Below are 17668 nucleotides of genomic sequence, written 5' to 3'. Positions count from 1 at the left end.
TTTTAATGGCATGATTTGCGCTGAACGTGACTTCAGAGAGAGGGGAGGGGGAAACCGGTTCTTCTATGCAGGAGCGATAGGCTTTGTTTTTTCAGTGCATCAGACAACGTCTCGTAGATGCATACAGAAAAAATTATAACTGTAGCTCATGGATAGTAGCTTATGCGGGCAGGCATTTTTTAGCAGCCGCTCATGGAGTGGCACTGGTTGTAATAAAAAAGCTCCCTGCTGAATGTTCAGCAGGGAGCTTTGATACTTTGTTATGATTTCAGCTCGTCAACAACTTGTTGTAAACGTTGCGTCATTTCCGCAAGTTCATTCACAGCAGTGGAAGATTCCCGCATACCTGCTGCGGTTTCCATGGCAATTCTGTTGATCTCTTCAGAACTGTTGCCGATCTGCTCAGAGGTTGCGGACTGCTCTTCGCTTGCAGAAGCAATGGAGCGAACCTGATCCGCGTTGGCAATGGCTACGTCTACAATAGCTCCCAAAGAATTGCCTGCTTCGCTGGCAAGGCTTGTGGTGCGGGTAACTACTTCTGATGTCGCCTGCATTCCCTTGATGTTATCCTGAGAAGCAACCTGAATAGCTTGAATAGCTTCATCAACTTCGCGTGTTGCCTGCATGGTTTTTTCTGCAAGCTTACGAACTTCATCAGCAACAACAGCAAAGCCTCTGCCTGCCTCACCGGCTCTGGCAGCTTCAATTGCCGCGTTCAGTGCAAGAAGGTTCGTCTGGTCAGCAATGTCTGTAATTACAGTCATAACGCTTCCGATATCTTCAGCACGTCTTCCAAGTGCTCCGAGGCTATCAGTAAGCTTGTGAGAACGTTCGTTCACTTCGTCAATAGACTGTACAACTGAAGATACAACATCCTGCCCTTCTTCAGCCTTCAGCTTGGTGTCATCAGCATGACTTGCCGCAGAGGTCGCATTACGGGCTACCTCAAGCACAGTGGCATTCATTTGCTCAATTGCGGTAGCTGTTTCTCCGGTGCGTTCAAGCTGGAGCTCAGCCCCTTTGCTTGACTCGTCCACCTGCGCTGCAAGTTCGGTTGCTGTTGTGGAGATGTGTTCTACAATGGCTTCCAGCTGTTCAGCAGCCTGCAACATACCCTGACGTTTTGCCAGTTCGGCTTCCTTACGTGCTTCGTCAGCTTCTTTCATGGCAACATGCGCACGCTCTGATTCTTGCTCTGCTTCAGATGTCTTCTGCTCAGCAGTTGAAATCATCTGGCGCAGATTAACCGTCATTTTGTTTAGTGCTGTTGCCAGAAGACCAATCTCATCATTTCTGTTCACGGTCAGTTCATTATCCAGTGAGCCTTTGGCAACATCTTCTGCAAATGCGACACTTTTGGTGAGCGCAAGAATGATTTTGTGCACAATCAGGAAGATGACCAGACCCACCACAAGAACAACAAGTATTGTTGTCAGGATATTGGAATTACGGATGGATTTTGTAGAAGAGAAAATATCGTCAACATTCGTGGTAACAGCAATAGTCCAGCCGGTAAGCGGCTCTTTTACAAAGCTAACAATCTTAGCAACACCCTCATGAGTGTAGTTCACAGTACCGTTCTCCTGCGATGCGAGGGTCTTTCCCCAATCGTAGTCAGTCAGGTTAGCTTTTAAGATTGTTGAGTTGTCAGGGTGCGCACAGATGAGCCCTGATCTGGCCATAAGGAATGCATACCCTGTTTTACCCATTTTGATAGGCTGAATGTATTTTGCAGCAAAGGTATTGATTTTGATAATACCGATAACAGTGCCCACGACGGTGTCGCGGTCAATAATCGGCGTTGCAACAACAAAGACCGGTTCGCCGTTCATTTTACTTTGTATTGCATCAGAAGTAGCTGGCGAGCCACTCATGGCTTTTTTAAAATAATCGGTATCACCTATACTGATTTTTCCAACTTGTTCGATGTCAGAGTAAACAGTTACCAGACCATCTCTGTTCGTCATACCCACTGCTTCGTAAAAGGAGTATTCTTTTACCATGTTTTGACAGAATGATATGGCGCGGATGTAAGCTGTCTTGTTCAATCCGTCACTGAGAATGCTTCGTTTAACAGAAGTGTTTTTTGAGGCAATTGTCAGCGCAAGTTTGATGTCGTTAACCCATGATGTCATCTGCGTCTGGAGACTTTGTGTTACCTGCTCAGACTGATGGAGCATCGTGTCTTTTAAAATACCTTCAGCCTGTTTGAATGACACAAAAGAAGCAGTGCCCATTCCAACGATGATGATTAAAAGCGTTGGTAATAGCAGCTGGGCCTTAAGGTTAAATTTCATTACATCCCTCCCACCGTGTGAGTACGTGCTTGCGTTGTCGGCTTTAAGGTTATGAACGCGTTGTTGTGGCGAATAGTGTATATCCCGTATTGATCTTATCGGTTGAAAGCAGAAAGAAATTACGGTTTGAAAAATAAAAATCTATATAAAAAGCGATGTTAGTGTTTTTATTTACAAAAAGCGTAAAAAAAAGGCAGCCAAAAGGCTGCCTTTAGTAGTTCGGGGAAGAGGTTATTCTTCAATTCCGAAACGGCGTGCAATTTCTTGTGCAGCCTTACGGCCTGCACCCATTGCAAGAATAACAGTTGCTGCACCGGTAACAATGTCGCCGCCAGCGTAGACATCAGGAATAGACGTCTCGTTAGTGGCTTCGTCTGTTTCGATGTAGCCCCATTTGTTTAATTTCAGATCCGGCTCGTTTTCAAGCAGAACCGGATTAGGACGGGTTCCTACAGCGATGATAGCAAGGTCTGTTTCCAGCTCGTAGGTTTCCCCTTCGATAGGAAGCGGACGGCAACGACCGGACTCGTCCGGCTCGCCCATCTTCATCTTCTGCAGTGTGACAGAGGCAAGGTTGCCTTTGCCGTCACCTTTGAACTCAAGCGGGTTTGCAAGCACTTCAAGAATAACGCCTTCTTCAACTGCGTGCTCGATTTCTTCGTGACGTGCAGGCATGGCATCTGCGGTACGTCTGTACACAATGTGTACGGTTTCAGCGCCAAGACGCTGCGCAGTACGTGCAGCATCCATAGCTACGTTGCCACCACCGTATACAGTAACCTTTCGGCCTTTGATAATCGGGGTGTCGTAGTTAGGGAAGTCGTATGCGCGCCCTAAGTTTACACGGGTGAGGTATTCGTTTGCGGAGAATACGCCGCACAGGTTCTCACCAGAAATATTCAGGAAACGCGGAAGACCTGCACCGACACCGACGAAGACTGCTTTGTAGCCTTGCTCTTTCAAGTCTTCGATGGAGAAGGTTTTGCCGCCTACGTAGTTGGTGACAAAATCAACCTGAAGATCTTTCAGCGCGCCGACTTCTTTAGCAACAATATCCTCTTTAGGGAGACGGAACTCAGGGATGCCGTAAACAAGTACGCCGCCAACTTCGTGCAGTGCTTCAAATACAGTCACTTTGCAGCCACGGCTGGCAAGGTATCCTGCCACTGTGAGGCTGGAAGGGCCGGAGCCGATACAGGCGACTTTTTTCTCTTCATCAATAAATGGACACTCAGGCTTTGCGCTGATGAGATCACAAGCATCCATGTACATGTATTCGTCTGCTACGAAACGCTCAAGACGACCGATAGCAATCGGTTGTTCTTTGGCATTAAGGATACATGCACCTTCACACTGGATTTCCTGAGGACAGACGCGTCCGCAAATCGCAGGGAGGCTGTTGGTGCTTTTGATGATGGAGTAGGCTTCTTCAACGTTGCCTTTGGCTACTTCGGCAATAAAATCTGCAATAGGTACCTGTACTGGACAGCCCTGAACACATTTAGGCTTTTTACAGTTCAGGCAGCGTGCAGCTTCCTGCATTGCCATTTCTTTGGTGTAGCCGAGTGCCACTTCTTTAAAGTTGCGTGCACGTTCTGCTGCCGGCTGGTTAGGCATAGGAACGCGTGGAGCAATTTGTTTTTTTGTCTTTTTAGCTGTTGTCATTGCACTTGCACCTGCAGTGATGGTCGAAAGATTCTTTTTCATGGCAGGAGAATGCTGCCAGTCTCTGTCTCAGTTCACCGAAATCTACCTTGTGACCGTCAAATTCAGGACCGTCCACACAGGCAAACTTGGTTTCTCCGCCTACGGTAACACGGCAAGCGCCGCACATGCCAACACCGTCAACCATAATGGAGTTAAGGCTTACAGTGGTAGGAGTACCGAAAGGTTCGGTTGTTTTGGAAACAGCAGCCATCATCGGCACAGGGCCTACAGCTACAACTTCAATAACAGAGTCATCTTTTTCCAGACGATCTTTCAGCAGTTCAGTAACAAGACCGTGATGTCCGTAGGAACCGTCATCTGTGGAGATGAGTACTTCCGGACAGAATTCTTTAAGTTCGTTTTCAAACAGCAGGAGGTCTTTTGTACGGGCGCCGATAATGGCAACAACGTGGTTGCCTGCTTCGTGGTGCCCTTTCGCAATATGATGCATAGCAGCAATACCGGTGCCGCCGCCAACACAGATAACTGTGCCGCCGGTGTGCAGGTCGGTTGCTTTTCCGAGCGGTCCGCAAAGGTCAAGAATTTCATCACCTTCGTTAAGCTCTTCGAGCAGCGCTGTAGATTTACCAAGTACCAGATATACAATGGTAATGGTGCCGTTTTCAGGATCGGTATCAGCGATTGTGAGTGGAATTCGCTCGCCCTTTTCCGTTACACGAAGGATAACGAAGTTGCCGGGCTTAGCTTTTGCCGCAATATGCGGTGCATCAATAACCAGCTTGCTGGTTTGTCCTGGGATTAACTGTTCTTTTTTGACAATTTTATTAGCCATAATCATACCTGTTCCGCCGTATAGAAAAAACAGCGACAGCGGAAATGTTAGTGCGGTTGAATGCTTTGTCAGCCTGACAAGGCCGAGCAGATTGCAGCCGATAACAGTACGTATCGGGGACCTAGAACAATGGTCGACTGTTAGGTTGCATCAGAAAGATGGCTGTTACATGATACAGATAAACCCCTGACAAGTTATATGTATCGCAGAATACACAGCTGAGTGCGGCCTGAAACGCACTGACCTAACTATTCGACATGCAGCAAGATAAGTATTCTCCTAACACGGCATTCCTTGACTAGTGAAGCATTAACATGCTGCCAATAATTATGAACAGTGTTATCGCAACAATAGCAGATAGTTACCGAGGTTTCGGGAATGACGTTTCGCCTGCATAGAATGCACTGTCTGGCTGCAAGTGCGGACACGAACCGACATATTTCCCTGTAGTGGTTTGAAAGGTGCTGCCCGGAGAGGCTCCGGACAGCACTGTTGTGGTTTACCTATGAAGCGGTAAAGTACGAGTCTACAAACGCTGCTATACGTTTGTTGGACGCCGTTACTCTGTCGCGTAAGGATTTTTTATACGCATCCATGTTCTTGATAGGATTTTGGGCAACGCCTGTGTCCATTGCTGCCTGTGCAACAGCGGCTACTTCCCATTCAAGCACACGGGGGTCTAGCGGTTTAGGGATGACATAATCAACGCCGAAGGTAAGTTCTTTTACGCCGTATGCATCACAAATTTCCTGTGGCACGGGCTCTTTCGCAAGAGCGGCAAGTGCCTTTGCCGCGGCAAGTTTCATTTCTTCATTAATAATGGTTGCGCCCACATCAAGCGCACCGCGGAAGATGTACGGGAAGCCGGAAACGTTATTTACCTGATTCGGGAAATCGGAACGGCCGGTACCCATAATGCAGTTAGGGGATGCCTCTTTAGCGTCGGGGTAGGATATTTCTGGATCAGGATTCGCCATAGCAAAGATTATAGGATCTTTTGCCATGGAACGAACCATGTCTTGTGAGAGGAGATTTTTGACTGAGAGGCCAAGGAAGCAGTCTGCACCTTTGATTACTTCTTCGAGTGAACCGTAGTCGTTATCCTGAGCAAACTCTTTTTTGTACTGGTTCAATCCTTCACGGCCTTTGTGGATGAGCCCTCTGGAATCGAACATAAAGATATTTTCACGCTTAACACCCATGGAAACATAGAATTTGGAACAGGCAATGCCTGCCGCCCCTGCACCCACAACCACAACTTTGAGATCTTCTATGTTGCGGCCTGTGATTTCACATGCGTTGATAAGCCCTGCACCGGAGATGACTGCGGTACCGTGCTGATCATCATGGAACACAGGGATGTTCATTTCTTTTTTCAGGGTTTCTTCAATGTAGAAGCACTCAGGAGCCTTTATGTCTTCAAGGTTGATGCCTCCGAAGGTCGGCTCCATCGCTTTTACGATATTGATGAGTTCGTCTGCGCTGCTGACATCAAGGTTGATGTCGAACACATCAATGTCGGCGAAGGTTTTGAACAGCACCCCTTTGCCTTCCATAACAGGCTTACCGGCAAGAGGGCCGATATTGCCGAGACCAAGTACTGCCGTCCCGTCCGAAACTACTGCCACGAGATTCGAACGTCCGGTATACAATGCTGCGGCATCCGGATTTGCGTGGATTTCTTTACACGCTTCTGCAACACCCGGTGAATAGGCCATTGAGAGGTCTTTCTGGGAGTTACAAGGTTTAACCGGAACAACTTCTACTTTGCCCCTGCGCGGAGCAGCATGGTAGTTAAGAGCTTCTTCCTTTGTAAACAACGCCATAGTGGTATCCTCACTTCCTGCTGTTTCAAGATAGGGCACAACACATAATAATCATGTACTCAATAAAACATCTCTTGTGCGTATTTCAGCACAAAAATATATCAAAATTGAATTTTGCTTCATTTTGATTGCGCTTTAGAAGCAACATTCCGCAGCCCTTAACAGTTTTAGCAATGTAGGAGAAAGCTGTAAGGACTGCGGAATAGTATGTGTACCTTTGCGTGCAATATCTTGTTGTCTAAAGAGATTGCTAGAACTCGTAATTCGGTTTTGCGTACTGCTCATTACCGTGTGAATCATTCACAACAAGCAGTGGAAAGTTTGTTACTGTCAGTTTGCGAATTGCTTCCGGTCCGAGGTCGTCAAAAGCGATGACCTCTGCCTCGTCAATACATTGTGACAACAGGGCACCTGCACCGCCTGTTGCACCGAAGTAGACTCCGGTATGCTCTTCCATTGCCTTGCAGACGTCAGCATTACGTTTCCCTTTGCCGATGGTCGCTTTAACACCAAGGCTGTGCAGACGCGGAGCATAGGTGTCCATTCTGTAGCTTGTGGTAGGGCCGGCAGAACCGATAGGGCGGCCTTCAGGAGCAGGGCTTGGGCCCACATAATAGATAACGGCGCCTTCTAGCTCGAAAGGTAATTCTTCGCCGTTGTCGAGCATGTCACACAGACGTTTATGTGCTGCATCGCGGGCAGTATAGATGGTGCCGGTAAGCTTGACCACGTCGCCTGCTTTGAGTTGCTTTACATCTTCATCTTTCAGCGGTGCTGTCAGTTCGTAGGTAGCCATTAAATTTCCACCTCCTTGATGCGTGAAGAGTGACATTGCACATTCACAGCAAGCGGCAGGCTGGCAATATGGCACGGGCGCATTTCAATTTTCACGCCGAGGCTGGTTGTGTTGCCTCCAAGCCCCATAGGGCCGATGCCGAGCTTGTTGATTTCTGCGAGCAGCTCTTCTTCCATGGCAGCAAGTTCAGGGTCAGGATTCGGCTCGCTGAGCGGGCGGAACAGAGCTTTTTTTGCCAGAGCAGGAGCAAGGTCAAAGGTACCGCCGATTCCTACGCCGATAACTGTCGGTGGACACGGGTTCGGGCCGGCTTCTGCCATACGGCGGATAACGAAATCCTTTATGCCTTCCCACCCCTGAGCAGGTGTAAGCATGGTGCAGCGGGACATGTTTTCTGAACCGCCGCCTTTTGCCATGTGTTTGATCTTGATCTTATCGCCTGGAACAATATCAACGTGGACAACTGCCGGTGAGTTGTCGCGGGTATTCACACGGGTGAGCGGGTGGCATAAGGATTTACGGAGTAGCCCTTTCTCGTATCCTTCTACCATTGCCTTGTTGATAATTTCAGGAAGGTTTCCTTCCACATGTACCTGATCGCCCATCTCCACAAAGAAGACGCCGACTCCTGTGTCCTGACACAGAGGAAGGCCGGATTCGGCAGCAAGGTCTGCATTTTCCAGAAGTTGCCCGAGCACTTCACGGGCAGACTCCGAACTTTCATTCTCTCTTGCATCAGCAATAGCCTGTTTCACATCGTCAGGCAGATAGCGTGCAGCGGTAAGAACAAGGTCTACCACTGCATCATGAATTGTTTCAGCTTTTATGATTCTCATGGCAACATCCCTTGTGCGCTAGCTTTTCAATAAGCGCTTTTGGCAGAATGCCTTTTACGGAATGCAGTGCCAGCATACGGCGCATAATGCCGAGCTGATCCTGCAACGGAATATGTTTTGGACACACATCTTCGCAGGCCAGCAGTCCCATACAGCCGAACACACCCTGATCGTTGCCGATAACTTCGTAATAGTTCTCTACGTTGCGTTCATCGCGAGGGTCGAGATAGAAGCGGGCAACACGGGCAATGGAGGCTGCACCAAGGAAGTCTGTACGCATGCGTGCCGTGCCGCATGCAGCGATGCAGCAACCGCATTCCACACAACGGTCGAGCTCAAAGATTTCGTTTGCAAGGGCATTTTCCATGCGCGCTTCTTCCTGTGTCGGATCAAAGGAGTCATGGTCGTTATGCACCCACGCTTCGATACGTGTTCCTGCATCACGGAACCACACTCCCGTATCTACAGAAAGGTCACCGATAAGTTTGAATACCGGTAACGGGTGCAGGACAATATGCTCTGGCAGATCTTTTGTCTGCGTATGGCAGGCAAGGCCGGGGCGTCCGTTGATAACCATTCCGCAGGAGCCGCAGATACCCGCGCGGCAGCAGAAATCAAACTGCAGGGTCGGGTCATGCTGGTCACGGATGATGTTTAACGCAATAAACAGGGTCATTGAGTCATATTCGTTGACGTAAAATGACTGCATATGCGGCTTGGACTCAGGATCAAGCGGATTATACCGGAATACTTCAATATGGAGACGGCGGCTCATAGTTCACTCCCTTACTTGGTGTCTTCCGCAGATGCGGCGTTGTCGGATGCGTTGCTTTCAGGAACGTGCAGCTTTTCAGCCGGAATATCAGCGTGGATGATTTTTCCGCCGCCGTATCCGCGTTCTCCCGGAGGAATCTCAAAGTATGGTGAGGCATCCTCGTACTTGAGTGTCGGCAGGGAGTCGCCGTCTTTCCAGTAAGCCAGTGTACGGTTGAGCCAGTCTTTATCGTTACGTTCTGGATGATCTTCGCGAGTATGTGCCCCACGTGATTCTGTGCGCTGAAGAGCGCCGAATGCGGTGCACTGAGCCAGCTTGATCATTCCCGGAATACGTAATGCTAATGAAATTTCAGGATTAAATCCGATTGCTTTGCCTTGCAGACCGATGTTCATGGAACGTGCGTGCAGTTCTTCCAGTTTGTCTACTGCTGTCTGCAGGTCCTTACCATTACGGAAGATTCCCACGTAGTCCATCATTATATCCTGCATTTCATCCCGCAGAACAATGGCACTTTCTTTACCGGAACTGCCGGAAAGACGCTTGATGCGCTCTTCAATTTTTGCATGGGCATCCCGCAACGCACTCTGCTTAAAGTCTACAGAATGGCCTTTAAGGAATTCGACGACTTTCTTACCCACATAACGCCCTGCAACAACGGTTTCAGCAAGGGAGTTGCCGCCAAGGCGGTTGAATCCGTGCATGTCCCAGCACGCAGCTTCACCGGCAGAGAACAGCCCGCTTAATCCATATGCCGCACCGTCTTTGTTTGTGCGTACGCCGCCCATTGAATAGTGCTGTGTTGGTCTGACAGGAATAAGGTCGCTTATCGGGTTAACGCCAAGAAAGCTGGTGCAGATGTCATACACTTCACGTAATTTGGTCGTAATGTGCTTTTCGCCGAGATGACGGATGTCGAGCCACAGATGGTCACCGTATGGAGATTTTACACCATGTCCTTTTGCCATGTGTTCCTGCATACGTCTGGAAACAACATCGCGGGAGGCCAGTTCGGCTTTTTCAGGCTCGTAATCCGGCATAAAACGGTATTCGTTTACGTCCAGCAGGGTACCGCCGTCACCGCGGCAACCTTCAGTTACCAGAATATCGGTAGGAACAGTGCCGGTCGGGTGGAACTGGATTGCCTCCATGTTACCCAGTGGAACAATACCTGTATCGAGTGCCGCAATTTGTCCGCCACCGTCGCAGATAACCGCGTTGGTAGTGGCTTTGTAGATGCGACCGTATCCGCCAGTGGCAATCAGTGTGGCTGTGGCAAAGTACGCCATAAGTTCACCTGTGCGCAGGCAGCGGACAATAGCGCCGATGCAGTTTTCACCGTCATGAATAAGGGCTTCAGCCTGAGTGCGGTCATGAATATTGACGTTGTAACGCAGACACATGGAATCAAGCGTATTTAGTACAGAACGTCCTGTGCCGTCTGCGGTGTAGCAGGTGCGCCACTTGGCAGTACCGCCGAATGCACGGGCATGGATAAGGCCGTGTTTCTCTTTGCTCTCTGCTGCTTCAAACGGTTTTCCGCCTTTGTAGTAAGTGGCGGGGCCATGTTCGACACGGTTCCACGGCACACCCCAGTGTGCAACTTCGCGCATAACAATAGGTGCGGTGTCTGCAAAAATTCTGGCAACTTCCTGATCGCAACCCCAGTCGGAACCTTTTACTGTATCTTCAAAGTGAATGTCCGGTGAATCGCCTTCGCCCATGACACAGTTGCCCAATGCTGCCTGCATGCCACCCTGAGCAGCGGAAGAGTGGGAACGGCGAGGCGGGACAATGGAAAGACAGGTTGCATCAAAGCCTGCTTTGGCTGCTTCTACGGCAACGCGCTCTCCGGCAAGTCCGGCGCCTATACACAATAAATCGGTGTAAAAAATTTGCATGAGTTCTGTTCCTTCTGGCTTACATGCCGCTGTACAGAGGCAGATACATAAAGCGTACAAGAGTAATAAGGCCGATAACGATAAAGCCGCCCATGAGTGCGTATTCTTTTCGTTTATACCAGTTACGGTTGTCTGCTGTGATAACCCCGTATTTAACCCCGATGCGATAGAATCCGATACCTACATGAGATTCTGCAATCGGCAGGAGAACCAGGTAGAATGGAAGCCACCCGCCGTGCTGGATGCGCGCTGCACTTTTCACTGCGGTAATAGGCAGGTCGGTCAGGACGACCCACATGTGAATAAAGGCCATGACAAGAATGATGAGGGCTGTGGCAACCTGCGCGAGCCACATCCATGTGTCACGGTGCTTCATCATAACGCTGTGCTTGATGAAGGCTTCGGATTCAGACGTTTTCCAGGGCATCTTGCGTGCAGCAAGAAGGAAGTGGACAAAGATAAGCAGACCGATAAGCGGACCACCTACCTGTGCCATGTAGGTTTCTTCAAAGAACCATGCAATGGCGTTCATAACGCCGGGGCCGATGATGACACTGGACACAAGTAGCATATGTGCCCAGAGAAAAAGAATAAGCAGGACGCCGGAAATCATCTGGAGAACATCCAGCCGTCCTTGAGTTTTGGTTTTTGCGGGGGCGTGCAGAGTAATGGTGCTCGAGTTCATTATTCATCCTCCATACAAGTCCAAAGAGTTATTTGCAGTGGATAATAGGCAAAAAAAAAGAACAAATCCACACGATATGCTAATTATATTAAGCTATTATTCGTGTGCACAAAATGCACATGATTGAGTGCACATGTAACGTGAAAAAAGGTCTTAAAAAATCAATGTAATATCATTTTTGAGAGTAGGTTGGGTAAGGAAACAGGGCGCCTATATCAAAGTATATTGTGGTACACAATGTATAGTGAGTGGAACATCGGTGGCCGCAGACATAAATTATGCGCTGATACAGGCTCTGGTGTTTGGGAATATTTTGGGCGTATGGCAAGAAGTGTATTGGATTCCCGGATCTTTCGAGAGATATAAGCAGACCGTACTAGAGATAACAATGGCCACTGCAAGGAATAAACAATTCCAATGCAGGCGTTATCGAACCGTAAGTTATCACTGTGCGATGTATGGTATACTCATATGAGTACCCTGACATCTTCTTGCTTACAAGCCATGGCCATCCGAAGATGTATTGTCTCCAGGCTCAAAAGCTGTTGCGCATAGGGTAAAAAGAAGCTGTCAGATTTACTCAAAAGACCCGGGAAATTCCAACAAAGCAATATGAGGGGCAGCTCATATTGCAAAAGCAGAGCAGTTTCCCAAGGAGCAACGCTTTCCCAATGTCAGCACCGGAAAAGCGCACTCCTTTGAATACCTCTATCTATATATCTTGAGGAATATGCTAGTAATTCCAAAATGATATCCAGAAGAAGTATGCCTGCAAAAACAAAAAATCCCCTGCTCGTGGTACAGGAGATTTTTTTGCAAAAAGGAGGAAGAAGGTCATATATATTCAACTGTCTAGCGAAATATGGCAGTACTTGAAAGACAGTGAATGTGCGCTATGGAGGAACAATACCCAGAGTAGATTTAATTTCAAGTTTATAATATTGAAAGATACATTCATTTTTTTTGAAAGAGGATCCTATGAATATTACCATCAGGCAAATCGAATTATTCCTTTCGCTTATGCGTAATCCGCACATTGGGGCAGTGGCGCAGGAACATTTTCTGACGCATTCCGCTGTATCCATGGCGATTAAGGCATTAGAGCAGACTGTGGGTGAACGATTATTTGACCGCATCAGCAATAGGCTCGTACCCAACGAGAATGGTAAAATTCTTATGGAGTGTCTTGAGCCTGCGTTTGAACAGATTCGTGATGTTGAAACGCTTTTTAAACGTGACAGAATGGCTGGTGTACTCCGTGTAGGTGCCAGTTCTACCTTTGCGGATTACATCCTGCCGCAGGTACTGTACTCGTTTAAAACCAAATATCCTCAGAGTCAGGTAGAAGTTCTTAACTTTAACTCCGAACAAGTTGTGGAGCAGGTTGAGAGCGGCGAGATAAACCTCGGGTTTATTGAAGGCGACTATGAGTCGCACTCTGTTGAGTTTGAGGAAATTTTTAAGGAAGAACTGGTTATTGTAACCGCAGACAAGTACCTTGCAGGGTTGCAGGAGTACAGATTGTCTGAACTGCTGGATCTGGACTGGATTCTGCGTGAGCAGGGTTCCGGTACCCGCCAGACTATGTGGAATCACCTTGGACAGGCAAAGCAGGACTTGAATATTTTCATGGAACTTGAACACATGGAAGCAATCAAGTCTGTTCTGCGTAACCCGGGTACATTAAGTTGTATGTCACCATTCTGCTTCCAGCGCGAATTGGCAAAAGGTGAGCTGTTCCCTGTTCAGCTTGAAGGCATTCGTTTTAAACGCAGCCTTTACGCTGTTATGAACAGGCAAAAGTATCGCTCCAACCTATTGAACCAGTTTGTGTTTGATGTGCGTGACCATCTTATGAAAATGCTTCCGCAGGTAGTTGCAGAAGATTAGAGATGCGTCTCCCTGCGTTTCAGGGCAGATGTTTGCGTGTAACAGGAAGAGTCAGCTGTCGGCTCTTCCTGTTTTTTTATGCAAAAAGACGAGCCGTCCAAGGTTGATAGCATACAGTACCGCCCGCCATAACCGTGATAATATACTATCTATAATCTTCGTTCTTATTCACCGTACATTTATTCTCAGCGATTTATACAAAATCAAATCTAGGAGAAGAGTATGATATATTTCTTTCTGGCAGTAGCTGCGCTGATAGCAGGTTACCTTGTGTACAGTAAGGTAGTGGAAGCAAACTTTGGTGCAGATACCTGTAAAGCTACTCCGGCGTGCAGATTGGAAGACGGAGTGGATTTTGTGAAGATGAACAAGAAGCAGGCGTACCTCATCCAGCTTCTGAACATAGCAGGACTGGGACCGATCTTCGGGCCTATTCTTGGTGCCCTGTACGGCCCGACAGCACTTGTATGGATCGTCATCGGTAGCATATTCGCCGGTGGGGTTCACGACTATTTCTCTGGAATGATGTCCGTGCGCTATGACGGTAAATCCATTCCGGATGCCGTTGGGTACAACCTCGGAGCGTTTGCCAAGCAGTTCATGAATGTTTTTTCTATTGTTCTACTGCTGCTCGTAGGTGTTGTTTTTGTTCTCGGTCCGGCCGAGCTGCTTGCTAAAAAAATCGGCTTCGGTTTTACCGACGCCACCTATGCAAAATATACATGGACAGCTATTATCTTTGGCTACTACTTCGTGGCCACTATTCTTCCCGTAGATAAAATTATCGGCCGCCTATACCCGCTCTTTGCCATAACGCTCATCATTATGGCAGTCGGTCTCAGCTTTATGCTCATCTGGGATGGATATGAATTTTATCCGAACGGACTTTCCCTTGCTAACACCAACCCGCAGGGATTACCGCTTTGGCCGCTTATCTTTATTACTATCGCGTGCGGAGCCATCTCTGGTTTCCACGCCACACAGTCGCCTCTCATGTCCCGCTGCATTCCAGACGAAAAATGCGGGCGTCCTGTATTCTACGGTGCAATGATCGGCGAAGGCCTTATTGCTCTTGTCTGGGCAACCCTCGGCATGACCTTCTACAAAACACCTGAAGCACTTCAGGCTGTGATCTCAAACGGTGGTCCCGCTGCCGTAGTTGATGAAATTTCTGTAACACTCATGGGGCCAATCGGCGGCTTCCTTGCCATTATCGGGGTAATTGCACTCCCGATTACTTCAGGCGATACCGCATTCCGTTCCGCTCGTCTGATCATCGCAGACTTTTTTAAGATGCCGCAAAAAGAAGGCATCAAGCGTCTGATGATTGCTGTGCCTCTGTTTGCAATAGGCTTCCTTATCACCCGAACAGAGTTTGCGGTTATCTGGCGCTACTTTGGTTTTGCAAACTCAACCCTTGCAACCGTGGTGCTTTGGACAGCCGGTGTCTATCTTGTACGGCACGCAAAGAACTACTGGATTGCAGTTGTTCCGGCAGTCTTTATGACTGCAGTCGTCAGTACCTATCTAGCAAACGCGAAAATCGGCTTTAACCTGCCGTATGACATTTCATGTTGGTTCGGCATTCTTGTCTGCATCGGTTGCTTTGTTTGGTTTATGCTCAAAAAAGGATCAATTGCAATTAACATCGAAGCAGATGACGGACCTGGGTATATTGAATAGGCTGGTGGCTGTATGTCTCCGACGGGCAGGCGGGCTTTGCCCCCTGCACCCCCACAAGGGGACACTGTCCCCTTGACCCCGAGTATACGCGAGCCAGCTCGTACGTCTATGATGTTGGAAGCCGCGTAAGAAGCTACCTTTCATAACCAAAAGAAAAAGGCTGTCCTTCGATAGAGGGACAGCCTTTTTTATTGGAAAGGTAGTGGGGTAAAAGCCGCGAGGTAATCTTAAAAAAGAAACGGCTCGCAAGTAAAAAGTTTGAAAGGGGGTCTGGGGGAAAACTTTATAAGCGGTAGCTGTTCTCGAAGGATGAGAGATTACAGATAGCGACAGTGCAACAGTTTTCAGCCCAGCCGCCGGAGGCAAATCCCCGTAGGGTCGCCGAGGGCAGCCAAGATTACTTCTTCAGCCCACATGTTTCTTTAAACTCTTTTGCGTAGCGGTCGCCTTCTGAGTAGAGGCAGCCGCAGTACTGCTGGCGATAGACACCCCAGTCTTTGGAGGTTTCGATACCTTCTTTCCAGCCAGTGCGGAAATCGCGGTACAGGAACTTGGCGCTGCCGCCTTGTGCCATATCTTCCCCGAGCTTTTTAATGTCCTCATGCTTTTGCATTCTGGAATAGAGCAGGGTTGTGGTCACATAGTCGAAATTGCCTTTACGCCCTATGGAAAAGGCGCGTTCCATACGCATGGCATAGCAGTGAAAACAGCGGTTTTCTTCTCTGTAGCACATGGTGCGGAACCATTTTTGCGGATCGTATTCCTGATCGCGCATAATGACTTTGATATCAAAGCGGTTGGCTACTTCCAGTGCCCCTTCACGCCGCCGCAGGTACTCTTTGGTCGGGTGGATGTTGGGGTTGTAGAAGAAGCCGGTTATTTCCAGCCCTTCGCTTTGCAGTTCCTTGATCGTTGTTATGGAGCAAGGGCCGCAGCACATGTGCAGAAGTACACGAGCCATTGTTATGCCTTGGCGATTTTAATCTCGATGGAGACCTTGTAGGTTCGTTCCAGTTCGAGAAGACGTTCGCGTTTCTGGTTGAGTAGATACATGGCAAGTTCGCGCTCTGCTTCAAGCTCGTACTGTGCGGATGCATCTTTGTTATGGCGCAGGCGACGCAGCAGATCTTTAAGGGATTGCAGCGACTGCCATTCCATGTTTCTGCGTGAACCGGAGCCGTTACAGCATGGACAGACCTCGGTGCTGATGGACAGCGCAGAGGAACCGAGACGCTGGCGTACGATCTGGAGCAGGCCAAAACGGCTCATTTTGCCCACATCGTGGCGTGCGCGGTCGATTTTCATGGCATTGCGGAGTGTTTTTTCCACTTCGCGCCAGTGGTTGCGGTCGCGCATTTCAATAAAGTCGATAACAATCTGCCCGCCGATGTCACGCAGTTTAAGCTGCTGTGCAATGGTCTGGGCTGCTTCCATGTTCGTTTTTAACGCCATGGATTCGAAATTTGTTTTACCCGCAATTTTACCGGAGTTGATATCGATTGCCATGAGTGCCTCTGTCTGGTCGAAGACAAGGCGTCCGCCTGACGGCAATACAACTTCGCGTGAGTAGATTTGTTCAAGCTGCTTCTGCAGGTTGAAGCGTTCCCACATAGAGAGTTCCGGCTGGTTGTGGATTTTTACCTGAAGTCCGCGGCGCGGGAATACGAGTCCTGCAAACTCTTCCACTGCTTCTGCGGTGCCTTCATCATCAATCCATACTTCGCCTACTTCGTCTGTGAGGTAGTCACGCACGGCGCGGGTCGCAAGGTCGCGCTCACGGTAGAGGAGAGACGGAGACTCTTCTGTGGTGGCTTTTTTGCGTACGTCTTTCCACATACGCTTGAGGAAGCGTAAATCCCGCAGCAGGGATGTTTTAGGCTGTCCCATGCTGACGGTGCGGACGATTACCCCGAGATCGTCTCCCGGTTTTTGTTCGTCAAAAATTGCTTTTAAGCGTGAGCGTTCTTTTTCATCGTCCACTTTGCGGGATACGCCAATTTGTTCGCGACCCCGTGTAAGCACGAGGAAACGGCCGGGGATGGATAGGTAGGAGGTGAGAAACGCTCCTTTGGTTCCGGTAGGTTCTTTAACAACCTGCACCAGAATTTCCTGTCCGGCTTTGAGAACTTTTTGAATTGGAGGGTATTTTTTACCCTTGTTCGGGTCATGCGGTGCAAGAAAGTATTCGGGATGTACTTCATCAATCTGAAGAAACCCGTTCTTGTCTGCGCCGTATGAAATAAAAGCGGCTTGGAGGTTTGTGTCTATGTTGTTGATAACACCTTTGTAGATATTACCTTTGGTTTTCTGCTGATGCACCATTTCAACATAGTATTCTTGTACTACGCCTTCTTCAGCCAGTACTACTTCAACCTGTTCGCCCGGCAAGGTGCTGATAAACATCTTACGCTTGCCTTTGCGTGGTCTGACCATTGTGAGTCCTTTAAAAAATCCTTTCCGGATGTTGTCGGGGCATCCG

General features: G+C 48.6%; 13 protein-coding genes. 2 read left to right on the top strand and 11 right to left on the bottom strand.

Annotation, left to right across the window (positions count from 1 at the left end):
• Nucleotides 1-260 precede the first annotated feature (260 nt).
• The 9 genes from SP90_RS10485 to SP90_RS10445 all read right to left on the bottom strand — a co-directional run bounded on the left by SP90_RS10485 (nt 261) and on the right by SP90_RS10445 (nt 11616).
• Nucleotides 261-2297, bottom strand: coding sequence for a methyl-accepting chemotaxis protein (locus SP90_RS10485; protein WP_066855613.1), 2037 nt, complete (start codon nt 2295-2297; stop codon nt 261-263).
• A 231-nt stretch (nt 2298-2528) separates the two neighbouring features.
• On the bottom strand, nt 2529-3962 hold the full coding sequence (gltA, locus tag SP90_RS10480) for an NADPH-dependent glutamate synthase (RefSeq protein WP_066855610.1): 1434 nt from the start codon (nt 3960-3962) through the stop codon (nt 2529-2531).
• Nucleotides 3949-4797: a sulfide/dihydroorotate dehydrogenase-like FAD/NAD-binding protein gene (locus SP90_RS10475; protein ID WP_066855674.1), complete on the bottom strand. Its 849-nt coding sequence runs from the start codon at nt 4795-4797 to the stop codon at nt 3949-3951. Before SP90_RS10475 ends, gltA begins: the two co-directional genes overlap by 14 nt.
• Before the next feature lie 503 nt (nt 4798-5300).
• Nucleotides 5301-6623 (bottom strand): malic enzyme-like NAD(P)-binding protein, encoded by a 1323-nt coding sequence (locus tag SP90_RS10470; protein ID WP_066855607.1) that lies wholly within the window; start codon nt 6621-6623, stop codon nt 5301-5303.
• A 250-nt stretch (nt 6624-6873) separates the two neighbouring features.
• Nucleotides 6874-7419: a Fe-S-containing hydro-lyase gene (locus SP90_RS10465; protein WP_066855604.1), complete on the bottom strand. Its 546-nt coding sequence runs from the start codon at nt 7417-7419 to the stop codon at nt 6874-6876.
• Complete coding sequence (locus SP90_RS10460; protein WP_066855601.1) at nt 7419-8255, bottom strand: fumarate hydratase; 837 nt, start codon at nt 8253-8255, stop codon at nt 7419-7421. Before SP90_RS10460 ends, SP90_RS10465 begins: the two co-directional genes overlap by 1 nt.
• Nucleotides 8236-9030, bottom strand: coding sequence for a fumarate reductase iron-sulfur subunit (locus SP90_RS10455; RefSeq protein ID WP_066855598.1), 795 nt, complete (start codon nt 9028-9030; stop codon nt 8236-8238). Before SP90_RS10455 ends, SP90_RS10460 begins: the two co-directional genes overlap by 20 nt.
• A gap of 11 nt (nt 9031-9041) precedes the next feature.
• Nucleotides 9042-10931 carry a fumarate reductase flavoprotein subunit gene (locus SP90_RS10450; RefSeq protein ID WP_066855595.1) on the bottom strand — a complete coding sequence of 630 codons (1890 nt, stop codon included), beginning with the start codon at nt 10929-10931 and terminating at the stop codon, nt 9042-9044.
• Between the two features lie 19 nt (nt 10932-10950).
• The gene (locus SP90_RS10445) at nt 10951-11616 is read right to left on the bottom strand and encodes a fumarate reductase (RefSeq protein WP_066855592.1); all 666 of its coding nucleotides are present in this window, start codon (nt 11614-11616) and stop codon (nt 10951-10953) included.
• A 978-nt stretch (nt 11617-12594) separates the two neighbouring features.
• On the opposite strand from SP90_RS10445, the gene SP90_RS10435 reads away from it, so the two are divergent.
• Entirely contained in the window at nt 12595-13506 is a 912-nt protein-coding gene (locus SP90_RS10435) for a LysR family transcriptional regulator (RefSeq protein WP_082936390.1), read from the top strand.
• 222 nt (nt 13507-13728) lie between these two features.
• Entirely contained in the window at nt 13729-15189 is a 1461-nt protein-coding gene (locus SP90_RS10430; RefSeq protein ID WP_066855586.1) for a carbon starvation CstA family protein, read from the top strand.
• A 397-nt stretch (nt 15190-15586) separates the two neighbouring features.
• Here the strand turns inward: SP90_RS10430 and SP90_RS10425 are convergent, their stop codons facing one another.
• A complete protein-coding gene (locus tag SP90_RS10425) occupies nt 15587-16150 on the bottom strand; it encodes an epoxyqueuosine reductase QueH (RefSeq protein WP_066855583.1) in 564 nt (187 codons plus the stop codon).
• 2 nt (nt 16151-16152) lie between these two features.
• Nucleotides 16153-17622, bottom strand: a complete 1470-nt coding sequence (locus tag SP90_RS10420) for an Rne/Rng family ribonuclease (protein WP_066855579.1) — start codon at nt 17620-17622, stop codon at nt 16153-16155.
• Nucleotides 17623-17668 lie beyond the last annotated feature (46 nt).

It is taken from the genome of Halodesulfovibrio spirochaetisodalis (assembly GCF_001672295.1).
In the GTDB taxonomy this organism is placed as follows: Bacteria; Desulfobacterota; Desulfovibrionia; order Desulfovibrionales; family Desulfovibrionaceae; genus Halodesulfovibrio; species Halodesulfovibrio spirochaetisodalis.
This window is presented reverse-complemented; position numbering and strand designations above follow the sequence as displayed.

Coding starts and splice junctions, on each gene's coding strand:
- SP90_RS10485 (WP_066855613.1), bottom strand. CDS start 2,297: ATGAAATTTAACCTTAAGGCCCAGCTGCTATTACCAACGCTTTTAATC.
- gltA (WP_066855610.1), bottom strand. CDS start 3,962: ATGACAACAGCTAAAAAGACAAAAAAACAAATTGCTCCACGCGTTCCT.
- SP90_RS10475 (WP_066855674.1), bottom strand. CDS start 4,797: ATGGCTAATAAAATTGTCAAAAAAGAACAGTTAATCCCAGGACAAACC.
- SP90_RS10470 (WP_066855607.1), bottom strand. CDS start 6,623: ATGGCGTTGTTTACAAAGGAAGAAGCTCTTAACTACCATGCTGCTCCG.
- SP90_RS10465 (WP_066855604.1), bottom strand. CDS start 7,419: ATGGCTACCTACGAACTGACAGCACCGCTGAAAGATGAAGATGTAAAG.
- SP90_RS10460 (WP_066855601.1), bottom strand. CDS start 8,255: ATGAGAATCATAAAAGCTGAAACAATTCATGATGCAGTGGTAGACCTT.
- SP90_RS10455 (WP_066855598.1), bottom strand. CDS start 9,030: ATGAGCCGCCGTCTCCATATTGAAGTATTCCGGTATAATCCGCTTGAT.
- SP90_RS10450 (WP_066855595.1), bottom strand. CDS start 10,931: ATGCAAATTTTTTACACCGATTTATTGTGTATAGGCGCCGGACTTGCC.
- SP90_RS10445 (WP_066855592.1), bottom strand. CDS start 11,616: ATGAACTCGAGCACCATTACTCTGCACGCCCCCGCAAAAACCAAAACT.
- SP90_RS10435 (WP_082936390.1), top strand. CDS start 12,595: ATGAATATTACCATCAGGCAAATCGAATTATTCCTTTCGCTTATGCGT.
- SP90_RS10430 (WP_066855586.1), top strand. CDS start 13,729: ATGATATATTTCTTTCTGGCAGTAGCTGCGCTGATAGCAGGTTACCTT.
- SP90_RS10425 (WP_066855583.1), bottom strand. CDS start 16,150: ATGGCTCGTGTACTTCTGCACATGTGCTGCGGCCCTTGCTCCATAACA.
- SP90_RS10420 (WP_066855579.1), bottom strand. CDS start 17,622: ATGGTCAGACCACGCAAAGGCAAGCGTAAGATGTTTATCAGCACCTTG.